The sequence below is a fragment of the Nonomuraea sp. NPDC001831 genome (assembly GCF_042892035.1).
Classification (GTDB): Bacteria; Actinomycetota; Actinomycetes; order Streptosporangiales; family Streptosporangiaceae; genus Nonomuraea.
Map to the genome: position 1 here is coordinate 197,962 of NZ_JBIATU010000008.1, position 20,045 is coordinate 218,006.

19 protein-coding genes are annotated in these 20,045 nt (G+C 71.1%); 11 read left to right on the forward strand and 8 right to left on the reverse strand.

The genetic code is table 11. The annotated features are described in order from the left end of the window. Positions 1-115 precede the first annotated feature (115 nt). A complete protein-coding gene (locus tag ACFYYW_RS26215; protein WP_352326134.1) occupies positions 116-1,297 on the forward strand; it encodes an FIST N-terminal domain-containing protein in 1,182 nt (393 codons plus the stop codon). Then, on the forward strand, positions 1,294-2,289 hold the full coding sequence (locus ACFYYW_RS26220; RefSeq protein WP_387652331.1) for an ROK family protein: 996 nt from the start codon (positions 1,294-1,296) through the stop codon (positions 2,287-2,289). The genes ACFYYW_RS26215 and ACFYYW_RS26220 overlap by 4 nt, the downstream gene beginning before the upstream one ends. Before the next feature lie 265 nt (positions 2,290-2,554). Here ACFYYW_RS26220 and ACFYYW_RS26225 read toward each other — a convergent pair whose 3' ends face one another. The 4 genes from ACFYYW_RS26225 to hppD all read right to left on the reverse strand — a co-directional run bounded on the left by ACFYYW_RS26225 (position 2,555) and on the right by hppD (position 6,520). Then, complete coding sequence (locus tag ACFYYW_RS26225) at positions 2,555-3,202, reverse strand: hypothetical protein (protein ID WP_387652333.1); 648 nt, start codon at positions 3,200-3,202, stop codon at positions 2,555-2,557. Next, positions 3,199-3,744 carry an RNA polymerase sigma factor gene (locus ACFYYW_RS26230; RefSeq protein ID WP_387652335.1) on the reverse strand — a complete coding sequence of 182 codons (546 nt, stop codon included), beginning with the start codon at positions 3,742-3,744 and terminating at the stop codon, positions 3,199-3,201. Before ACFYYW_RS26230 ends, ACFYYW_RS26225 begins: the two co-directional genes overlap by 4 nt. Before the next feature lie 73 nt (positions 3,745-3,817). Then, complete coding sequence (locus tag ACFYYW_RS26235) at positions 3,818-5,224, reverse strand: M1 family metallopeptidase (RefSeq protein ID WP_352326132.1); 1,407 nt, start codon at positions 5,222-5,224, stop codon at positions 3,818-3,820. Between the two features lie 186 nt (positions 5,225-5,410). Further along, the gene (gene hppD / locus ACFYYW_RS26240; protein ID WP_387652337.1) at positions 5,411-6,520 is read right to left on the reverse strand and encodes a 4-hydroxyphenylpyruvate dioxygenase; all 1,110 of its coding nucleotides are present in this window, start codon (positions 6,518-6,520) and stop codon (positions 5,411-5,413) included. Positions 6,521-6,623: 103 nt separating this feature from the next. Here hppD and ACFYYW_RS26245 point away from each other — a divergent pair, with 103 nt between their 5' ends. Both ACFYYW_RS26245 and ACFYYW_RS26250 read left to right on the forward strand, forming a co-directional pair. Beyond that, positions 6,624-7,103, forward strand: coding sequence for an Lrp/AsnC family transcriptional regulator (locus ACFYYW_RS26245; RefSeq protein ID WP_352323250.1), 480 nt, complete (start codon positions 6,624-6,626; stop codon positions 7,101-7,103). Positions 7,104-7,320: 217 nt separating this feature from the next. Beyond that, a complete protein-coding gene (locus ACFYYW_RS26250; protein ID WP_387652343.1) occupies positions 7,321-9,399 on the forward strand; it encodes a transglycosylase domain-containing protein in 2,079 nt (692 codons plus the stop codon). On the opposite strand, the gene ACFYYW_RS26255 is transcribed toward ACFYYW_RS26250, so the two are convergent. Then, positions 9,385-11,349: a thioredoxin domain-containing protein gene (locus tag ACFYYW_RS26255; protein WP_352323252.1), complete on the reverse strand. Its 1,965-nt coding sequence runs from the start codon at positions 11,347-11,349 to the stop codon at positions 9,385-9,387. The two genes, ACFYYW_RS26250 and ACFYYW_RS26255, sit on opposite strands and share 15 nt — an antisense overlap. Positions 11,350-11,444: 95 nt before the next feature. Here ACFYYW_RS26255 and ACFYYW_RS26260 point away from each other — a divergent pair, with 95 nt between their 5' ends. Further along, positions 11,445-12,596 carry a hypothetical protein gene (locus ACFYYW_RS26260; protein WP_387652345.1) on the forward strand — a complete coding sequence of 384 codons (1,152 nt, stop codon included), beginning with the start codon at positions 11,445-11,447 and terminating at the stop codon, positions 12,594-12,596. On the opposite strand, the gene ACFYYW_RS26265 is transcribed toward ACFYYW_RS26260, so the two are convergent. The 3 genes from ACFYYW_RS26265 to mca are packed head-to-tail and all read right to left on the reverse strand — an operon-like array spanning position 12,582 to position 13,956. Further along, positions 12,582-12,875, reverse strand: a complete 294-nt coding sequence (locus ACFYYW_RS26265; RefSeq protein ID WP_352323254.1) for a GNAT family N-acetyltransferase — start codon at positions 12,873-12,875, stop codon at positions 12,582-12,584. The two genes, ACFYYW_RS26260 and ACFYYW_RS26265, sit on opposite strands and share 15 nt — an antisense overlap. Then, positions 12,876-13,037 (reverse strand): hypothetical protein, encoded by a 162-nt coding sequence (locus ACFYYW_RS26270; protein WP_352323255.1) that lies wholly within the window; start codon positions 13,035-13,037, stop codon positions 12,876-12,878. A 34-nt stretch (positions 13,038-13,071) separates the two neighbouring features. After that, entirely contained in the window at positions 13,072-13,956 is an 885-nt protein-coding gene (gene mca, locus ACFYYW_RS26275; protein ID WP_352323256.1) for a mycothiol conjugate amidase Mca, read from the reverse strand. A gap of 147 nt (positions 13,957-14,103) precedes the next feature. On the opposite strand from mca, the gene ACFYYW_RS26280 reads away from it, so the two are divergent. The 6 genes from ACFYYW_RS26280 (at position 14,104) to ACFYYW_RS26305 (ending at position 20,045) form a co-directional block, all read left to right on the forward strand. Next, complete coding sequence (locus tag ACFYYW_RS26280; RefSeq protein ID WP_352323257.1) at positions 14,104-14,526, forward strand: DUF4307 domain-containing protein; 423 nt, start codon at positions 14,104-14,106, stop codon at positions 14,524-14,526. Positions 14,527-14,634: 108 nt separating this feature from the next. Beyond that, positions 14,635-15,135: a transcription elongation factor GreA gene (greA, locus tag ACFYYW_RS26285; RefSeq protein WP_352323258.1), complete on the forward strand. Its 501-nt coding sequence runs from the start codon at positions 14,635-14,637 to the stop codon at positions 15,133-15,135. Positions 15,136-15,221: 86 nt separating this feature from the next. Further along, entirely contained in the window at positions 15,222-16,385 is a 1,164-nt protein-coding gene (locus tag ACFYYW_RS26290) for a C40 family peptidase (RefSeq protein WP_364414555.1), read from the forward strand. Positions 16,386-16,451: 66 nt separating this feature from the next. Continuing rightward, a complete protein-coding gene (locus ACFYYW_RS26295) occupies positions 16,452-16,973 on the forward strand; it encodes a hypothetical protein (RefSeq protein ID WP_364414557.1) in 522 nt (173 codons plus the stop codon). A 248-nt stretch (positions 16,974-17,221) separates the two neighbouring features. After that, entirely contained in the window at positions 17,222-19,015 is a 1,794-nt protein-coding gene (locus ACFYYW_RS26300) for a phosphoenolpyruvate carboxykinase (GTP) (protein ID WP_387652349.1), read from the forward strand. Positions 19,016-19,145: 130 nt separating this feature from the next. After that, complete coding sequence (locus ACFYYW_RS26305; RefSeq protein ID WP_387652351.1) at positions 19,146-20,045, forward strand: TIGR04222 domain-containing membrane protein; 900 nt, start codon at positions 19,146-19,148, stop codon at positions 20,043-20,045.

Here is a 20,045-nt window from a genome sequence, read left to right on the forward strand (position 1 = left end):
GATTTCGGATCTTGACCTATTGCGTGACGGTTCGTACGCGTGCTTGTCCCTTTAGTGGGGAGAATCGGGCCTAGGGAACATACACCTGTCGAGGGAGGCGAGACGCGTGGCCTTGATGACAAGCCGCTTCGCCGACGGCCTCGCCGTGGGTTCCGACCTGGTGGAGGCCGCGGAGAGCGCCGTCGGTCAGGCACTGTCGAGGCTCAGCGGCCAAGCCGACCTGGTCTGCTTCTTCATCTGCGGCGAGGACCCCGAGGACGTCGCCAGAGCCGGTCAGGCCGCGATGAAGCTGGCGCCCGAGGCGCACGTGATCGGATGCAGCGCCACCGGGGTGATCGGCGACGGGCAGGGGGTCGAGCTGACGCCCGCGGTGAGCGCGTGGGCGGCCACCCTGGAGGGGGCCGGGCTCACCACGTTCGCCCTGGAGACGCTGGCGGCCGAGGACCGGTTCGTGGTCGTCGGGCTGCCCGAGCGCACCGGCGACGACCACGTGGCGATCCTGCTGGCCGACCCGTACACCTTCCCGACCGACGCGTTCGTGGAGCGTTCGGTCGACGTGCTCGGCGACCTGCCGCTGATCGGCGGCCTGGCCAACGGGCTGCAGGGCAGGGGGTCCGTACGGCTGTTCGCGGACGGCAAGATCTACACCGAGGGCGCGATCGGCGTCCTGCTCAGCGGGCCGGTCAAGATCAGTACGGTGGTCAGCCAGGGCTGCCGCCCGATCGGCCCCAGCATGGTGGTCACGGCCTCGGAGGAGAACCTGCTGCTCGAACTGGCCGGTCAGCCCGCGCTGGCCCGGCTGGAGGACATCGTCAGCGAGCTCGACGAGGACGACCGCGAACTGGTCGCCGCCGGCCTGCAGATCGGCGTGGCCATGGACGAGTACGCCGAACGCCACGAACGCGGCGACTTCCTCATCCGAGGCGTCATCGGCATCGACCCCGAACGCGAGGCCGTGGCCATCGGGGACATCGTGGAGATCGGCCGTACCGTGCGCTTCCAGGTCAGGGACGCGGCCACCGCCGACGAGGACCTGTACGACCTGCTCGACGCCCACCGCGAGGAGCTCGGCAAGGTCGACGGCGCGCTGCTGTTCTCGTGCAACGGCCGGGGCTCGGCGATGTTCGGCACCGCCGACCACGACCCGGTCGCCCTGCGCGACACGCTGGGACCGATCGGCGTCGCGGGCTTCTTCGCCGCGGGCGAGGTCGGGCCGGTCGGCGGCCACAACCACGTGCACGGGCTCACGGCCTCCGTGCTGGTCTTCTCCAGCGCCGCGGAGCCGGAGCTGTCGTGATCCTGGCGATCGACGTCGGCGGCACCAAGATGGCCGCCGGGCTGGTGGCCCCTGACGGCGCCGTGATCACCTCCCGGCGCGCCGCCACCCCCCAGAACGCCGACGCCGAGACGCTGTGGCGCACCCTCACCACCCTCATCGACCCCTTGTCGGCCCGCGCCGAAGGGGTGGGCGTGGGCTGCGGCGGGCCGATGACCTGGCCCGACGGCGAGGTCTCGCCGCTCAACATCCCCGGCTGGCGCGGCTTCCCGCTGCGCGCCCGGCTGGCCGGCCGGTTCCCCGGCTTACCGGTACGCCTCCACAACGACGCCATCTGCCTGGCCATCGCCGAACACTGGCAGGGCGCCGGCCGGGGCAGCGCCGACATGCTGGGCATGGTGGTCTCCACCGGCGTCGGCGGCGGCCTGATCCTGGGCGGACGCCTGGTCAACGGCGGCACGGGCAACGCCGGCCACATCGGGCACGTCGTGGTCGAACCGGACGGCGGCCCCCGCTGCGGCTGCGGCGGCCACGGCTGCCTGGAAGCGGTCGCCCGCGGCCCCGCCCTCACCACCTGGGCCCTCACCCACGGCTGGACCCCCAGCGCCGGCCCGGAGCCCTTGGCGGCGTCCGAGGGCGGGGCGGCGTCCGAGGGCGGGGCGGCGTACCGGGAGGATCGGGCGGTCACCGGGCGGGCGCTGGCGGCCGACGCGCGTGCCGGGGACCCCGTGGCGGTGCTGGCGATGCGGCGGGCCGGACGGGCGCTCGGGATCGCGATCGCCTCCGCCACCCACCTGTGCGACCTGGACCTGGTGACGATCGGCGGCGGCCTGTCGCAGGCCGGCGACCCCCTGTTCGGCCCCCTGGAGGAGGCGCTGCGGGACCACGCCCGCATGGGCTTCGCCCGCCGCGTCAAGGTCGTGCCCGCCGCCCTCGGCCAGGAGGCCGGCCTGGTGGGCGCCGCCGCCCTCCTCCTGGCCGGCGGCGCCTACTGGCCCTCCACCCGCGACTGACCCCCGCGACCGACTGTCGCAACGGCCCTCGCGACCGACTGTCGCAAGGGGCCCCGCGGGAGGGGCGCCGGGCGGGCGCGAGCCGAGGGTGCGCAGGCCGCGACCCGCCCGGGTCCTGCCCGGGCCGCCCCCGCCGGAGGCCCGGCCCTGCTGGGTGTGCACGACGGGGGCCCTCGCCAGAGGACGGCCCTGCGCGGGGTTCACGAGGGGCCCTCGTCGGAGGTCAGCCCTGCGCGGGGTGCACGAGGGGGGTCCTCGTCGGAGGTCAGCCCTGCTGGGTGTGCTCGCTGAAGCCCTCGTCGTCGCCCGTGCCCGTACGGGTGCCGGAACGGTCGTCGTTCCGGTCGCCCGCCGGCGGGACGGGCATCGCGACCGGTTCGCACCGGGCCACCGCGCCCTGGACGATCTGCAACGAGGTGGACACCGGAGGCGCCTCAGGCCCGCTCCTGTCCAGGGTGACCGCCAGCACCAGGGTCTGCCCCGCCGGGACCTGCCCCTTCGCGATCCGGAACGAGATGCCCTCCCCGCTCCTGCCGATGCTCGCTTCGAAACGCCCCTCGCCGCCCCCGTTCCGGCCGCGCGGCTCCTTGCAGGTCCGGCCGTACGGCAGGTAGTCCACCACCGCCTTGACCCCTGCCGCCGCCAGCTCGTCGGCCAGCCCGCCGGGGTCCCGGAAGGCGTTGATCTCCACGGCCACCCCGCCGTCGGCCGTGCCGGTCACCGCGTACGCGGGGCCGCCGCCGAACAGGCCGGTGGCCGTCACCGCGGCGACCACGGCGACCCCCGCAGCCGCGGCGGCGAGCCCCACGACCCTGCGCCGCGGCCGCCGGACGACCGGAGCCGCGACGGGCTGCGTCCCGGCCGCCATCTCCGCCTTGAGCGCGCCGAGCAACCGCTCCTCGAAAGTGTTCATGCCTGTCCCTCCACGTACCTGGCCGACGGCGAAGCGACGTTCTCCAGGGCGCGTCTGGCCCGGTGCAGGCGGACCCGCGCGGTCACCTGCCTGATGCCGAGGGCGGCGGCCGCCTCGGAGACGGTGAGCTGGTCGATCGCCACGAGCTCCAGCACCGCGCGTTCGCCCTCCGGCAGGCCCGCCATGGCCTCCAGGGCGCCGCGCATGCCGCGCTCGGCGTCGATCCGCTCCTCCATCCGGACGAGGTCGTCGTCGTCCATCAGCCGCCGCCCCGCGATCCGGCCGGCCGCCCGCGCTTCCCTGGCCGACCTGCGGAGCTGGGCCGACACCACGTTGCGGGCCACGCCGTACAACCACGCGGTCTGGCTGCCCCGGCCCGGCACGTAGGTGTGGGCCGAGTCGAGGGCCGCCAGGAAGACGTCGGCGGTCAGGTCGGCGGCCAGGTGGGGATCGCTCACCCGCCGGACCACGAACCGCATGACGACGTCGACATGACGGCGGTAGAAGGCCTCGAAGGCCGCCGAATCCTCGTTGAGGCGCACTGGCCTCGCTCCCTTCGTCGTTCGCCCTTACACCTGTACTTGGACCGGGCGAAGGAAAGCGTTTCGGCGCAGGTCAGGCGAGGGTGGGACGGCGCGGCTGGAAGAGCCACGCGTCGAAGAGCGGGTCGAGGTCCTTGCCGGACAGCCGCTCGGACAGGTCGACGAACTGCCGCGTGGTGACGTTGCCGTAGCGGTGTTCGGCGGTCCAGGTCTTGAGCAGCTTGAAGAACGTCGGGTCGCCGACCGCCTTGCGCAGGGCGTGCAGCGCCATGCCGCCGCGGGTGTAGACCGACTCGTTGAACAGGTCGGCGGGCTTGGCCCGGCCCGGCGGGTAGGACCACATCGGGTCTTTGGCGCCGCGGTTGTAGAAGTCCTTGAAGATGGTGTCGGCGGTCTTCTTGCCCCGGTGCTCCGACCACAGCCACTCCGCGTACGTCGCGAAGCCCTCGTTGAGCCACAGGTCCTTCCACCGCTTGATGGTCAGGCTGTCGCCGAACCACTGGTGGGCCAGCTCGTGGGCGATGATGCCCTCGTCGGGGTCGAAGCCGCCGTAGAGGGGCTTGGTCTGGTTCTCCAGGGCGTAGCCGGCCGAGTAGTCGTCGACGATGGCGCCGGTCGAGGAGAACGGGTAGGGGCCGAAGACCGTGCTCCAGTAGTCGGTGATCTCGCCCGAGACGTTGTAGACGCGGTCGAGGCCGGTCTTGAACTTCGGATCGACGGCCGCGTACGTCGGGATGCCGCCAGGCGAACGGCCCTGCCGCACCTCGAACTTGCCGATCGTGGCCGTGGCGAGATAGGTGGCCATCGGGTGCCGCTCGCTCCACCGGTAGGTGGTGCGCCCGCCCGCGGTGGACGGCGACGCGCTCTGCTCGCCGTTGGCCACGACGGTCAGGCCGGCGGGCACGGTGACCGTGAAGTCGAACGTGGCCTTGTCGGCCGGGTGGTCGTTGCTGGGGAACCAGGTCTTGGAGCCGTTGGGCTCGGAGGCCACGAACGCGCCGTCGGCGGTGGGGATGAACCCGTACGTGCCCAGGTTGGCGGTGTCCTTGGCGGGCGTGGGGCTGCCGGAGTAGGAGATCTCGGCGGTGAACGGCGAGCCGGCGGTGAGCCGCGCGGCCGGGGTCACGGTCAGCTCGCCGTCCTTGCGGGAGAAGCGCGCGGGCGAGCCGTCGACGCTGACCTTGGCGACGTCGAGGCCGGTGAGGTCGAGGTTGAAGCTCGACAGGTCTTGGGTGGCCTTGGCGCTGATCTTCGTCAGGCCGGTGAGCCGCTTGGTCGCCGGGGTGTAGTCGACGGTCAGCGAGTAGTGGGCGACGTCGTAGCCGCCGTTGCCGTCCTGGGGGAAGTCGGCGTCGCCGATGCCCGGCGCGCCCGTGTGGCGGCCGGCGGCCGGGCGGGGCGGCGACCCGTCGGTGGGCGCGCACGCGAGCACGCTGACCAGCGCCACCAGCACGGCCGCGCCGCGTCTCCTGATCCGCATAGGTGAACCAGCCCCCTTCAGCCCGTGACCGGAATCTTACGCTGGGTCACGCGCTCCCGACGACCCGTCACGGTGGACAGGGAACAGCCGGAGGCGCCGGCGGCTTCCCGCCGCCGGCGCCTCTTCAGCCCAGAAAGTGGTGGTGGTCCCATAAAATCCAGATCACCACCACTAAGTCGGGACAAACTAAAGGTTGCCCCTTCGTTCCTGCTCGCGCTCGATCGCCTCGAACAGGGCCTTGAAGTTGCCCTTGCCGAACCCGAGCGAGCCGTGCCGCTCGATCAGCTCGAAGAAGACCGTGGGACGGTCCTGGACGGGCTGGGTGAAGATCTGCAGCAGGTAGCCGTCCTCGTCGCGGTCGACCAGGATCTTGCGCTTCTTCAGCTCCTCGATCGGCGCCCTGACCTGCCCGATGCGCTCGCGCAGCTCGGGGTCGTCGTAGTAGGAGTCGGGCGTGTCGAGGAACTGCACGCCCGCCGCGCGCATGTGGTCGACGGTGGTGAGGATGTCGTTGGTGGCCAGGGCGATGTGCTGCACGCCGGGCCCGCCGTAGAACTCCAGGTACTCGTCGATCTGCGACTTCTTGCGGCTGATCGCCGGCTCGTTCAGCGGGAACTTGACCTTCCGCGTGCCGTCGGCCACGACCTTGGACATCAGCGCCGAGTACTCGGTCGCGATGTCGTCGCCGACGAACTCGGCCATGTTCGTGAAGCCCATCACCTTGCGGTAGAACTCCACCCACTCGTCCATCTTGCCGAGCTCGACGTTGCCGACGCAGTGGTCGACCGCCTGGAACAGGCGTCCGGTCTTCGTCGCGGGCGGCGCGACGAGCGGCTCGGCCGGCACGTAACCGGGCAGGTACGCGCCCCCGTAGTTGGACCTGTCCACGAGCGTGTGCCGGGTCTCGCCGTAGGTGGCGATGGCCGCGAGCACCACCTTGCCGTGCTCGTCCTCCAGCGTGTACGGCTCCACCAGGCCCGTGGCGCCGTGGGCGACCGCGTAGGCGTACCCGGCCTCCACGTCGGGCACCTGGATGGCCAGGTCGATCACCCCGTCGCCGTGCTCGGCGACGTGCCTGGCGATGTCCGTGCCGGGCCGGATCGAGGCCCTGAACTCGAAGGTGGCGCTGCCCGAGGTCAGGACGTAGGCGACCTCGTCGCGGCTGCCGTTCTCCGGCCCGCGGTAGGCCACCAGTCGCATGCCGAAAGCGGTCGAGTAGTAGTGGGCGGCCTGCCGGGCGTTGCCCACGGCGAACACCACGGCGTCCATGCCGTTAACCGGAAAGACATCAGTCATACCCCTAACTCTCGATTTAGCTGGACGAGTTGTGCAACAGTTACTTGAACGAGTGCACAATCTGTCCACCCATCTCGGGTCAGAGTCGGAGAACTTGTACAGCATGACGATCGACGAACTGGACGCCCGCCTGATCTCGCTGCTGACCGCCGAGCCCCGGCTGGGCGTGCTGGAGTGCTCCCGCCGGCTCGGCGTCGCCCGCGGCACCGTCCAGGCCAGGCTCGACCGGCTGGTGGCCAGGGGGGTGATCACCGGGTTCGGGCCCGACGTGTCGCCCGTGGCGCTCGGCTACGACGTGACGGCGTTCGTCACCATGGAGATCAGGCAGGTCTCCGGGCACGACCCGGTCGCCCACCGGCTGGCCCACATCCCCGAGGTGCTGGAGGTGCACACCATCACCGGCGGCGCGGACCTGCTGTGCCGGGTGGTCGCGCGGACGAATGCCGATCTGCAAAGGGTCATCGACCAAATCGTGGATGTTCAGGGGGTGCTCAGGACTTCTTCGATCATCGCACTCGACACACCGGTTCCTTACCGAGTGCTGCCTTTGGTCGCCGATGTTCCGCGCCGCGGCGGGCGCTAGACGTACCATCGCTTAGGGACGAGGCACCGTTATCGATCGTTTACCCTTGACATTCGCCCAGCTTGCGGGGGTTGGGCGAGGGTGTCTCAGAGGGGGGTCTCGGATGCGGGGCGGTGGTGGAAAAGGCATGCGGAAACGGCGCGTACTCCGAATAGTGTTGATCTCTTTCGGCGCCGGAATCGCCGTGCTCGCCGGTCTTTTCGCCATTGCGTGGGCGATGACTCCCATTCCCGACAGCACGCAGAAATCGGCCACCGCCGAAGGCTCGGTGATCTATTACCGCGACGGCAGGACGGTCCTCGCCCGGCAGGGCGTCGACCGCAGGAACGTCGAGCTGGCCAAGGTGCCCAAGCACGTGCGCGACGCGGTCATCGCCGCCGAGAACCGCTCGTTCTACAACGACGGCGGCGTCTCGCTCAAGGGCACCGCGCGGGCCGTCTGGTCCACCGTCACCGGGCAGCAGCTCCAGGGCGGCTCCACGATCACCCAGCAGCTCGTGCGCAACTACTACAGCGGCCTCAGCCAGGAGCGCTCGGTCACCCGCAAGTTCAAAGAGATCCTCATCGCGATGAAGGTCGACCAGTCCAAGTCCAAGGACTGGGTCCTGGAGCAGTACCTCAACACGATCTACTTCGGCCGCGGCGCCAACGGCGTCCAGTCGGCCGCGCGCGCCTACTTCGGCAAGGACGTCGACAAGCTCACCGTCGCCGAGGGCGCGTACCTGGCGGCGGTCATCCAGCAGCCCAGCCGGTTCGCCGACCCCGAGGGCGCCGACCTCGACGCGGCCCGCTCCCGCTGGCAGGCCGTGATCAACGCCATGGGCCAGACGGGCGCGCTGTCGCGCCAGCAGGTCGCCGCCGAGCGTTTCCCGGTGCTGAAGGCGCCCAAGAAGCCGTTCGAGCTCAAGGGCCAGGGCCAGTACATGCTCGACCAGGTCACCGCCGAGCTCAACCGGCGCGGCTACTCCGACGAGACCATCAACAGCGGCGGCCTGAAGATCGTCACGACGTTCGACAAGAAGCTCATGACGGCGGCCGAGCAGGCGGTCAAGGACGTGCTCCCGGACTCGACGCCGAAGAAGGTGCGCACCGGGCTGGCCGCCGTCGATCCGGCCACCGGCGAGGTCGTCGCCTTCTACGGCGGCCGCCACGACCAGGTCGGCGACTACGACAACGCGTTCTCGGCCAAGCGCATGGCGGGGTCGACGTTCAAGCCGTACACGCTGGCCGCCGCGCTCGACAACGGCTTCGACCTGTCCACCAGGGTCGACGGCAACTCGCCGCTGCGCGTGGCCTCGGCCGACAAGCCCATCCCCAACGACAGCGGCCGCTCCTACGGCCAGATCAACCTGGTCAGCGCCACCCAGAACTCCGTCAACACGGCCTTCGTCGACCTCGGCCAGAAGGTCGGCCTGGACAAGGTCGCGGAGGTCGCCGAGGCCGCGGGCATCCCCAAGGAGCAGTTGCAGGGGCAGCAGGCGTACGCCACCTTCCCGCTCGGCGTGTCCTCGGTCAGCGCCGTCCAGAACGCCTCGGGCTTCTCCACCTTCGCCAACAAGGGCGTGCACATGGAGGCCCACGTGGTGAAGTCGGTCACCGACGGCAAGGGCGAGAAGAAGACGGTCAAGCCCGTCGCCACGAAGGTGGTCAGCGAGCAGGCCGCCGCCGACACCGTCTACGCGATGCAGCAGGTCGTCAAGTACGGCACCGGCACCGCCGCCCGCCTCTACGACCGCCCGGTCGCCGGCAAGACCGGCACCACCGACGACTCCAAGAACGTCTGGTTCAACGGGTTCGTCCCGCAGCTCGCCGTCGCCGTGAACATGTTCCGCAGCGACGACCAGACCGTCACCATCCCCGGCTACGGCACGCAGTTCGGCGGCCAGCTCCCGGCGCAGATCTGGCGGGCGTTCATGACCGAGGCCATGGCCGGCGAGCCGGTCGAGGAGTTCCCCGAGCCCTCCCAGTACGGCTACGAGTCCTCCTACTCGCCGCCCGACCGCGGCCGCGACGTCCGCGACCAGCAGTCGACGCCGCCCGCCGACCAGAACGACTGGGGCAACCCCGACTCGGGCCCCACCGACCAGCAGCCGTTCGGCGACCCGGCGGTCACCGAGGCACCCACCGACGACGGCTCCGGCGACAACGGCAGGACCGGCCGCGACCGCCAGGACGAACGCCCCCAGGACGCGCCCACGGCCCCCTCCGACCAGCCTCAGGGCCCCCCGGACGAGGGCCGCGACACCCAGCGCGACACCCAGCGCGACAACCTGGGCCGGCCGTCAGGCACCGGCTAGCTCGGCCCGCAGCTCCTCCACCGTGGTGACCGGCAGCCGGCAGGCGAACCCCCTGCACACGTAGGCGGCCGGCGCGCCGTCGACGGGCCCGCGCCCCTCCAGCAGCGCGGGGAAGGGCTCGCCGCCGGCCTCGCCGTCGCCGGGCGCGACCACCAGGCCGGGCACGTCGGCCAGCAGCGCCTCCCGGTGCAGGGCGGCCGTGCGCGGGTCGGCGGGGTCGCCGACGACCGCCACCTCCACCGGCCCGTCGAGCGCCGCGCGGGCCACGGCCAGCCCCCAGCCGGCGAACCTGGCGTGCCGGTCGGCCAGCACCGACACCGTGGCGAGCGCGGCCGCGGCGGCCTCCCGGTGCCTGGCCGAGCCGGTCAGCGCGCCGTAGGAGAGCAGGGCCCCCGCGGCCGCGTACTGGCCGGAGGGCGTCGCGTTGTCGGTGGGGTCCTGTGGACGCTGGAACAGCCGTTCGGCGTCGTCAGCGGTGTCGTAGAAGCCGCCTGAGCCGTCGGAGAAGCGGTCGAGGACCGTGTCGAGCAGTGTCCCGGCCAGCCGCAGCCATTTCGTCGCGCCCGTCACGCCGTAGAGGGAGATCAGGCCCTCGGCCACGTTCGCGTAGTCCTCCAGCACCCCCGCGTTGGCGCCCGCGCGCCCGTCGCGGGAGGTGCGCAGCAGCCGCCCGCCGGTCGTGTGCACGTCCGCGAGCAGCTCGGCCGCCGCCGTGGCGGCCTCGACCAGGTCGGGACGCTCGAACACCACGCCGGCCTCCGCGAGCGCCGCGACGGCCAGGCCGTTCCAGGACGCCACGACCTTGTCGTCGCGGCCCGGCCGCACCCGCAGCTCCCTGGCCGCCAGCAGCCTGCCGCGCACGCCGGCGTACCGCACCGGGTCCTCGGGGTCGCGCGGGAGCTGGAGCACCGACGTGCCGTGCTCGAACGTGCCGGTGACGTCGAACAGCCCGGCGGCCCAGCGTCCGTCGTCGTCGCCCAGGACCTCGCGCAGCTCCTCGGGCGTCCAGACGTAGAACTTGCCCTCCACGCCCTCGCTGTCGGCGTCGAGGGCCGAGGCGAAGCCGCCCTCGGGCGTGCGCAGCTCGCGCAGCATCCAGCCGGCCGTCTCCAGCGCCACCCGGCGGGCCAGGTCGCCGCCGCCCGCCTTCCACCAGTGGGTGTACACCCGCAGCAGCAGGGCGTTGTCGTAGAGCATCTTCTCGAAGTGCGGGACCACCCACTCGGCGTCGACGCTGTACCGCGCGAAACCGCCGCCGAGCTGGTCGTAGATGCCGCCGCGGGCCATGGCCGCGAGCGTCCGGCCGCTCATCTCGCGCTCGCCGGAGCGCAGCAGGAACTCCAGGACCATCGACGGCGGGAACTTCGGCGCGCCGCCGAACCCGCCGTTGACCGGGTCGAACGACTCCCGCAGGTTGGCGACGGCCCGCTCCAGCGTCTCCGCCTCCGGCGTGCCGCCGCGCGGGAACGCGGTGTTCTGGTTGAGCGCCTCGACCACCTTGGCGCCCTGCGCCAGCACCGACTCCCGGTCGCCGGTCCACACCCGGTGGATCTCGGCCAGCAGGCGCCGGAAGTGGGGCCGCGGGAAGTACGTGCCGCAGTAGAACGGATGGCCGTCGGGCGTGGCGAACACCGTCATCGGCCAGCCGCCCTGCTGGGTCATGGCCTGGGTGGCGGTCATGTAGACGGCGTCGACGTCGGGCCGCTCCTCGCGGTCGACCTTGACGTTGACGAAGTGCTCGTTCATGAGGGCGGCCGTGTCGGCGTCCTCGAAGCTCTCGTGGGCCATCACGTGGCACCAGTGGCACGCCGAGTAGCCCACGCTGATCAGCAGCGGCACGTCCCGGCGCCGGGCCTCGGCGAACGCCTCCTCGCCCCACGGGTGCCAGTCGACGGGATTGCCCGCGTGCTGCAGCAGGTAAGGGCTCGTGGCGTCGTTCAACCGGTTCATCAGGACCTCCCCCGCTCACCCTAAACCGCGCCGCCGGGGCCGGCCCGCCACCCCCACGGCTGACTCGGGCAGGTCGGACGGCGTAGGTTACGGGCGTGGACATCGACTACGTCTGCGCCCACGCCGGCCGCCCGCCCGCCGCCGTCACGCGCAGGGACGTCGCCCGCGCGCTGCTGGCCGTGCCCTCGGGCGTGGCGCTGGTGGCGCTGCCCGATCTGCGGCGGGCCATGGTGGCGGCGGGCAACCCGCTCTCGCAGCCGTTCTGGGACTCCGCCAAGGCCACGCTCAGCTCCATCGAGGCGGGGGTGGCCACCGTCGGCGACGTGCAGCGCTGGGTCGAGTCCACCGGCACCGAGCCGATCCTCATGACGCCCAGCTACTTCGTCTGGCCCGAGGAGGACGAGCGCGGCCCGGTCGCGGCCGAGATGTTCGGGCGCATGGTCTCCTTCCTGGAGGAGCGCGTCGCCTCCGGCGAGATCGACCCGGACGCGCTGGCCCAGGGCGACCACGCCGCCCGCCGGGCGTACGAGGAGCTCCAGGAGCACTGGCTGGCCACGCCGCTGCCCGACGGCCGGGTGCCCGGCTTCGCGGTCAGCGACGAGCAGGACGAGGAGCTGTTCGCCGCCCTCGACGAGGAGGAGGCGTTCGCGCTGTCGGAGCTGCGCCGCATCGTCGGCGAGCTGCCCAAGGCGCCCGAGCTGCCCCTGGTCGAGCTGGAGCTGGCCGCCGCGCGCCTGCGCGTGCTGCTGGACCTGCCCGGCTACCCCGCGAACGTGCTGCGCGCCTGCGCCGGGTTCGACGACCGGCCGATGCCGGACGACGACCGTGAGTTGTGGCTGGCGGTGGCGGCGGGCGTGGCCGGGCCGATCTCCGACCTGCCGGAGGCCGACGACGTGCCGGAGGAGTTCGCCGACCTGGAGGGGGAGCTCGGCCACGAGGACACCGCCCTGGCCAACCTGTGCGCGATCCAGCACGCCGACTGGCTGGCCGCGGTGGCGGCGCTGGCCCGCATGGGCCCCGGGGTGCTGGCCTCGCCGGAACGCCTGGCCAGGCTCATCGCCGAGTCCGACGACATCGAGTCGGGCGAGCAGGACGACGACGACCTCGACGCCACCGAGGGCCTGTTCGCCTCGGTGGTCAGCCTGTGGACCTACCTGGGCATCGTGGACGCCGACGAGGTGCTGACCCCGCTCGGCTGGTGGGGCCTGCCCAAGGCCCTGGAACGCGCCTGGTCACCCCGCGACTGACGGGTCGCTGTACTCCTTGAACTCGGGGTGACGCTCGATGTAGCGGGCCACGTACGGGCACAGCGGCACGATGCGCAGCCCGGTGTCGACGCTCGTGCGCAGCGCGTACTCCACCAGCCTGCTCGCCAGGCCCTGGCCCTCGTAGGCGGGCAGCACCTCGGTGTGCGTGAAGACGACTTTCGTGGGCAGCAGTCGATAGTCGGCGAACCCGGCGACCTTGCCGTCGACGAGGACCTCGAAGCGGCACTCCGTCGAGTTGTCGACTACTTCGATCGGCATCTATTCGGCCTTCTTGTCCGTGTCGCCCTCGTGCGGAACCTGGATCTTCGACATCTGCTTGTTCATCGACTTGATGAGGATGTAGAGGGCCAGCCCGATGAGGGCGACGACGGTGAAGCCGAGCAGACCCGGACTGACATCACCAGCTGCGAGAACTGTCACACCTTCAGTCTGCCACCCGTATGCCGTGGTCCGGTCAGTGGCAGGCGGGTGAGACGTCCTCGGCGTGGATGCCGGCGAACAGGTCGTCCTCGGGCAGCTCGGTGTCGACGAGCGAGCGCGCCAGGTGGTAGTCCTCGGTCGGCCAGATCTCCTGCTGCAGCTCGCGCGGGCAGACGAACCAGAAGCCGTCGGGGTCGACCTGGGTGGCGTGCGCGAGCAGCGCCTCGTCGCGGATCTGGAAGTACTCGCCGCACGGCACCCGCGTCGTCACCGGCCACTTGGCGGGCCGGTCCTCCCAGCGGGAGATCCAGTCGGAGTACGGGGAGCCGAGGCCGCGCTCGGTCATGGCCTCGTGCAGCGCCTCGAAGCGCTCCTTGGTGAAGCCCATCTGGTAGTAGAGCTTCATCGGCTGCCACGGGTCGCCGGTGCCGGGGTAGCGGTCGGGGTCGCCGGCCGCCTCGAACGCCTCGACGGAGACCTTGTTGGTCATGATGTGGTCGGGGTGCGGGTAGCCGCCGTCGTCGTCGTACGTGATGATCACGTGCGGGCGGAACTCGCGCACGGCGGCCACCAGCGGGGCCGAGGCGTCCTCAAGCTTCTGCAGCGCGAAGCAGCCCTCGGGCAGCTCCTCCTCCTCGCTCTCCGGCAGGCCGGAGTCGACAAAGCCCATGAAACGCTGCTGGACCCCGAGGATCTCGCGGGCCCGCTCCATCTCGGCCCTGCGCACCTCGCCGATGTTGGCCACGATCTCGGGCCGGTCCATCTTCGGGTTGAGCACGGAACCCCGCTCACCGCCCGTGAGGGTACAGACCAGCACTTCCACGCCTTCGCGCACGTAACGCGCCATCGTGGCGGCGCCCTTGCTCGACTCGTCGTCGGGGTGGGCGTGGACTGCCATCAACCTCAGGGGTGCACTCACGGGCGCGTTCTCCTCACAGGGTCTCCTCGGTGGAGGACCGGTCACTCGTCCAGAGAGGTTAGTTTCTGCTGGGCGGTCGCGAGGGCACGCCCCCCGCGGGCGACAATTGTCTCGGATAACGCTCAGGGAGTGCAGGGAGATTCCGCCATGGTCACCGAAGATGTCGGGAACGGACCCGTTCTCGGCACACCCGACGACTTCCCCGACCGTCCCAGGAGAGGCGGCCGGCTGGTCGTGCATGTCGTGATCGGCGTGCTGGTGGCCATCGTCGCGGGTGGCTGGGGATGGGTGATGTGGTCGATGACGGCCGGCGGCGGCTCGGAGGCCCCGGCGCAGGTCGTCTCGTTCAGCGCCGACGCGCCCGGGCGCGCGGAGATCACCTTCGAGGTGTACAAGCCCGACGATAGAGTGGCCGTCTGCCGGATCAGGGCACTGGACGTCTACCACGCGGAAGTCGGTAGCAAGGAAGTAAGAATCCCGGCTGGTGAGGGTAGTAAGCAGCTCAAGGAGAGCCTCGACACCAGTGGTCAGGCCACTTCCGTCCACATCCAGTACTGCAATCTCGTATAGTGAGACATTTGGGGAAGCGTCCGGTCGGTTGAGTTGTTAGCCTGTCGCAATTCAACCGTCCACATCCTCAAGTGATCTCAGGGCCCCCTAGGCAAGCAAGGAGAACCCGTGGCCGACTCTCGCGATGAGAACGTCACATGGCTGACGCAGGAGGCGTACGACCGCCTGAAGGCGGAGTACGAATATCTCTCTGGCCCCGGGCGCGTCGACATCGCCAAGAAGATCGAGGCCGCCCGTGAGGAGGGCGACCTGAAGGAGAACGGCGGCTACCACGCCGCCAAGGACGAGCAGGGCAAGATGGAGGCCCGGATCTTCCACCTCCGCCAGATCCTCGACAACGCCAAGGTGGGAGAGGCCCCCAAGACCGAAGGCGTGGTCGGCCCCGGCATGACCGTGACGATCCGGTTCGTCGGCGACGACGACGAGGTCACCTTCCTGCTCGCCTCCCGCGAGGAGAGCGGAGCGCCGATCGACGTCTACTCGCCCAAGTCGCCGCTCGGCTCGGCGATCAACGGCAAGAAGATCGGTGAGAAGGCGACGTACTCGATGCCCAACGGCCGCCAGAACACCGTCGAGATCCTCGAGGCTGTGCCGTACATCGGCAACTGACCCCCGCAGATCCTGACCGCCGGGCCCCCGTCGGCCCGGCGGCGTTTTCGCGTTCGCCGGGAATCGCGCAGGATCTCAGCTTCCTGGTGAAGACGCGGAAACGGCGAGACTTATCCAGGCTCGTCCCCTTCATCGTGGTCATGCTGGTGGCCGTGCTCACCACCGACGTGCTGGTGCTGGTCCAGACGGGGGAGGAGCAGGCGCCGGTCGAGGTGGTGCGAGCGCGGCCGGTGCCGAAGCAGACGCTCATGGCCCGGTCCCGTGCCGACCAGCCCGTGGCGCCGCTGGGCAAGCTGCGCAAGCCCAACCTCTTCGTGCTCACCCGCAAGCCGTTCACCGACGACCTGCTGCGCAAGGTGGCCGGGCTGCGCGGCGTACGGGCCCTCGAGCTGGCCGACGCGGCCTCCATCTCGCTCGACGGCAAGCGGGTGCAGACGCTCGCGGTGAACCCGTCAACGTTCCGGGCCTACACCCCCAAGGTGACGGCGTCGTCGGACGCCCTGTGGCAGAACGTGGCCTCCGGCGACGTGGCGGTCTCGTTCGTGCTGGGCAACGACGGCGGCCTCGCGCTGCACAGCCGCGTGAGCGGGCCGGCCGGGCCGCTGCGCATCGGCGCGTACGCCACCACCGGGTTCGGCGCCGTCGACGCGGTCGTGTCCAAGGAGACCGGGCGCCGGCTGCGCCTCCCGCGCGACAACGCGCTCATCGTCAGCGCCCCCGGCGCGAACTCCGACGCGCTGCGCCGGGCCATCCTGGCCGCGCTGCCCAAGGGCACGCAGGTGGCCACCGTCAACCCCGTCCAGCCGCGGCCCAGGGCCGACACCCCGAAGAACTGGCCGTCCGGGTCGTTCATGACCGTGGAACAGCTCACGACGGCGTTGAAGGCCGCGGTGTCCAAGCTGGGCCGGCCGTACGTGTGGGGGGCCGAGGGGCCCGACACGTTCGACTGCTCGGGGCTGGTGCAGTGGGCGTACGGGCAGGCGGGCGTGCGGATGCCGCGGGTGACCCACCAGCAGTGGGTGGCCGGGCCGCAGGTGCCGCTGGCGCAGGCCCAGCCGGGCGACCTGATCTTCTGGCGCAACGACCCGACGAACCCGGGTTACATCTCGCACGTGGCGATCTACTGGGGCAACGGGAAGGTGCTGCAGGCGCCGCGCACCGGTGACGTCGTCAAGATCTCTCCGCTGAGCACGCGGAACCTGGCCGGCGTCGTCCGGGTCAGCCCCGTCGCGGCCGCCCGCGTCCGCTGAACGAACCTTTGCACGATCCGGGGTCCGGCTCGTGCATTTCGCGCGCAACTGTGTAATCGTGATTACATGTCAACAGACGATGTGAGCGCGCAGGTCCGCGGCTGGTTCACCGGCCGGCTCCCCGAGGGGTGGTTCACCGGGGCCCCCGAGATCGTCCGTGACCGCGAGGAGATCGCGGTGCTCGGCACGCTGCCCGACCCGCCCGCCGACACCCCCGAGGCCGAGCGGCTCGCCCTCATCGAGGGGCTGGCCCGCCGGTTCCGTGAGGAGACCCGCGAGCGGCGCATCGAGATCGCCCGCGAGGCGGAGCGCCGGTTCCGCCAGAAGGTCTCCTGGGGCGTGCGGTGCGGGGGCGAGACTGTGATGTTCACCACACTCTCCGTGCCCGTGATGACGCGTCTGCGTCAGTCGGAGCGTCAGGTGCTCGACACGCTGGTGGCCGCCGGGGTGGCCAGGAGTCGCAGCGACGCGCTCGCCTGGTGCGTGCGCCTGGTCGGCAAGAACACCGACACCTGGCTGGCCGAGCTGCGCGACGCCCTCCAGCACGTCGACAGAGTGCGCAACGCGGGCCCCGACGTCAATTCCTGAGAACACCGGCGGAAACGGCTCGGGAAATTGGACTAAACCACTGCGGTAATTGGTTTAGACCACGCGAATTGGCCTGGACCACCCCCGCGAATTCCTCTTTTAAATCTCGGAGACCTGGGTAGGCTCCCCGGATCGTCAGGGCCGCTGCCTGCGGCGACGGTCGCGCCAACAGGTCTATGCCAATTGGCTTTCATGCGCCTTCGTCGTTAATGATGACTGGGCCCTGAGAGAGTGGAGGAGTCGCAGTCGTGTCCGTTTCCGTGGAAGTGCCCGCGCCGACGAGCAATCGTGAATTGGTCGCGTGGGTGAACGAGATCGCAGCCCTGACCCAGCCCGACCGGATCGAGTGGTGCGACGGCTCGGAGGAGGAGTGGACCCGCCTGACCAACCTCCTCGTCGAGCAGGGCACGCTCACCCGGCTCGCCGCGCGCCCGAACAGCTTCTACGCCAAGTCCGATCCCAGCGACGTGGCGCGGGTCGAGGACCGTACCTACATCTGCTCGGAGCGCGAGGAGGACGCGGGCCCGACCAACAACTGGATCGCTCCGGCGCAGATGCGCGAGACCTTCTCCAAGCTCTTCGCGGGCTGCATGCGCGGCCGCACCATGTACGTCGTCCCGTTCTGCATGGGGCCGCTCGGCGGCGAGATCTCGCAGCTCGGCGTCGAGATCACCGACTCCGCGTACGTGGCCGTGTCGATGCGGATCATGACGCGCATGGGCGACCGGGCCCTGCGCCTGATCGAGCAGCGCGGCGGCTTCGTCAAGGCCGTCCACTCCGTCGGGGCCCCGCTGCGGCCGGGCCAGCCCGACGTGGCCTGGCCGTGCAGCTCCACCAAGTACATCAGCCACTTCCCTGAGACCCGCGAGATCTGGTCCTACGGCTCGGGCTACGGCGGCAACGCGCTGCTCGGCAAGAAGTGCTACGCGCTGCGCATCGCCAGCGTCATGGCCCGCGACGAGGGCTGGCTGGCCGAGCACATGCTCATCCTCAAGCTCACGCCGCCCGACGGCGAGACCCGCTACGTCGCCGCCGCCTTCCCGAGCGCGTGCGGCAAGACGAACCTGGCCATGCTCCAGCCCACGATCCCGGGCTGGAAGGTCGAGACGATCGGCGACGACATCGCCTGGATGCGCTTCGGCGACGACGGCCGCCTGTACGCCATCAACCCGGAGGCCGGCTTCTTCGGCGTCGCGCCCGGCACCGGCCAGGTGACCAACGCCAACGCGATCAAGACCCTCTGGGGCAACAGCATCTTCACCAACGTCGCCCTGACCGACGACGGCGACGTGTGGTGGGAGGGGCTCACCGAGGAGCCCCCGGCGCACCTGACCGACTGGAAGGGCCGCTCCTGGACGCCCGACAGCGACGAGCCCGCCGCCCACCCGAACGCCCGCTTCACCACCCCCGCCTCCCAGTGCCCGACCATCGCACCGGAGTGGCAGGACCCCAAGGGCGTGCCCATCTCGGCGATCCTCTTCGGCGGCCGCCGCGCCACCGCCGTGCCTCTGGTCACGGAGTCGCTGAGCTGGGAGCACGGCGTCTTCCTCGGAGCCAACGTCGCCTCCGAGAAGACCGCCGCGGCCGAGGGCAAGGTGGGCGAGCTGCGCTACGACCCGTTCGCCATGCTGCCGTTCTGCGGCTACAACATGGGCGACTACTTCGGCCACTGGCTCGAGATCGGCCGGGTCAAGGGCGCGAAGCTGCCGCGCATCTACTACGTCAACTGGTTCAGGAAGAACGACGAGGGCAAGTTCATCTGGCCCGGCTTCGGCGAGAACAGCCGCGTGCTCAAGTGGATCGTCGACCGCCTCAACGGCGAGGCCAAGGCGAACCCCACGGCGATCGGCCTGCTGCCCGCCGAGCTCGACACCGACGGCCTCGACCTGTCCGAGGAGGACCTGCGCACGCTGCTGTCGGTCGACCGCGACGTGTGGCGCGAGGAGGCGGCCCTGATCCCGGCCCACTTCGAGAAGTTCGGCGACCACCTGCCGAAGGAACTGTGGGACGAGTACGACGCCCTGCTCGACCGGCTCGGCTGAGCGGGCGCGCGCGGTGCGACGGTGCTGGCCGCCGCACCGCGCGGGGGCGTTCTGATGGCCCGGAACCTTTATGCCGTGCTTATACGTCTTCCCGGTACGCGGCCCGACGGGCCGCACGAGGGGAGGGCGTATGGATCTGTTCCTTCTCATCCTCGCGGTGGCGCTGGCCGTGGCGGCCGGGGTCACCGCTCTCGCGGTCCGGCGTGAGCACGCCGCCATCCGGGCGGCCGCCGTCGAGCTCCGGCCGCACGGTCTCGGCCTCTACGAGCTGGCCTTCCTGGCGGGCGGGGCCAGGCGCGTCGCCGACACCGCCGTCGGGCTGCTGGCGGCCTCAGGGGCCGTACGCGTGTCCCGCGACGGGCGGGTGCACCAGGTGGCCGGCGCCCGCCGCACCGGCGAGCCGGTCGAGGACGCCGTCCTGGACGAGGTCGAGCGCAACCCCGGCGCGTGGGCGAGCACGATCAGGGAGCGCGTGAGCCAGGGTGAAACCCTGGACGGGCTCAGGCACCGGCTGGGCAGGATCGGCGCCGTCCACCCCACCGGCTCCTTCACCCAGGTGAACCGGCTGATCGTGCGGTTACGGGTGCTGGCGCTGCTGGCGCTCGCCGGAGCGGCCGTGGAGGCGCTGTCGGTGGCGGTCGAGGGCACGTCGCCGCTCCCCTTGGCCGCGCTCGGCGTCCTGGCCGGGACGGTCGTGGGCGCGCCGGGCGCCATCGCCGGACACCGGCGTACGTTCCCCACCGATCTCACCGCTTCCGGGCAGGCCGCGCTCGACCGGGCCAAGCTGGACCACCCGCCGGGCACGTCCGCCGGCCCGGTGGCCGTCGCGCTGTACGGCCTCGGCGAGCTGAACGACGCCAACCTGGTCCTCGCCCTCGACGGCTCCCCGGCCCGTACGGTCGCCACCCGGCGGCGGCGCGGCGGCGACCAGTCGCACAGCGCCGGCGCCGGTGGTTGCGGCGCGGCGGGGTGCGGCGGCGGAAGCGGCTGCGGAGGCGGCGGCTGCGGGGGCGGTTGCGGGGGGAGCTGA

Coding starts and splice junctions, on each gene's coding strand:
- ACFYYW_RS26215 (WP_352326134.1), top strand. CDS start 116: ATGACAAGCCGCTTCGCCGACGGCCTCGCCGTGGGTTCCGACCTGGTG.
- ACFYYW_RS26225 (WP_387652333.1), bottom strand. CDS start 3,202: ATGAACACTTTCGAGGAGCGGTTGCTCGGCGCGCTCAAGGCGGAGATG.
- ACFYYW_RS26235 (WP_352326132.1), bottom strand. CDS start 5,224: ATGCGGATCAGGAGACGCGGCGCGGCCGTGCTGGTGGCGCTGGTCAGC.
- hppD (WP_387652337.1), bottom strand. CDS start 6,520: ATGACTGATGTCTTTCCGGTTAACGGCATGGACGCCGTGGTGTTCGCC.
- ACFYYW_RS26245 (WP_352323250.1), top strand. CDS start 6,624: ATGACGATCGACGAACTGGACGCCCGCCTGATCTCGCTGCTGACCGCC.
- ACFYYW_RS26250 (WP_387652343.1), top strand. CDS start 7,321: ATGACTCCCATTCCCGACAGCACGCAGAAATCGGCCACCGCCGAAGGC.
- ACFYYW_RS26255 (WP_352323252.1), bottom strand. CDS start 11,349: ATGAACCGGTTGAACGACGCCACGAGCCCTTACCTGCTGCAGCACGCG.
- ACFYYW_RS26265 (WP_352323254.1), bottom strand. CDS start 12,875: ATGCCGATCGAAGTAGTCGACAACTCGACGGAGTGCCGCTTCGAGGTC.
- ACFYYW_RS26280 (WP_352323257.1), top strand. CDS start 14,104: ATGGTCACCGAAGATGTCGGGAACGGACCCGTTCTCGGCACACCCGAC.
- ACFYYW_RS26295 (WP_364414557.1), top strand. CDS start 16,452: ATGTCAACAGACGATGTGAGCGCGCAGGTCCGCGGCTGGTTCACCGGC.
- ACFYYW_RS26305 (WP_387652351.1), top strand. CDS start 19,146: ATGGATCTGTTCCTTCTCATCCTCGCGGTGGCGCTGGCCGTGGCGGCC.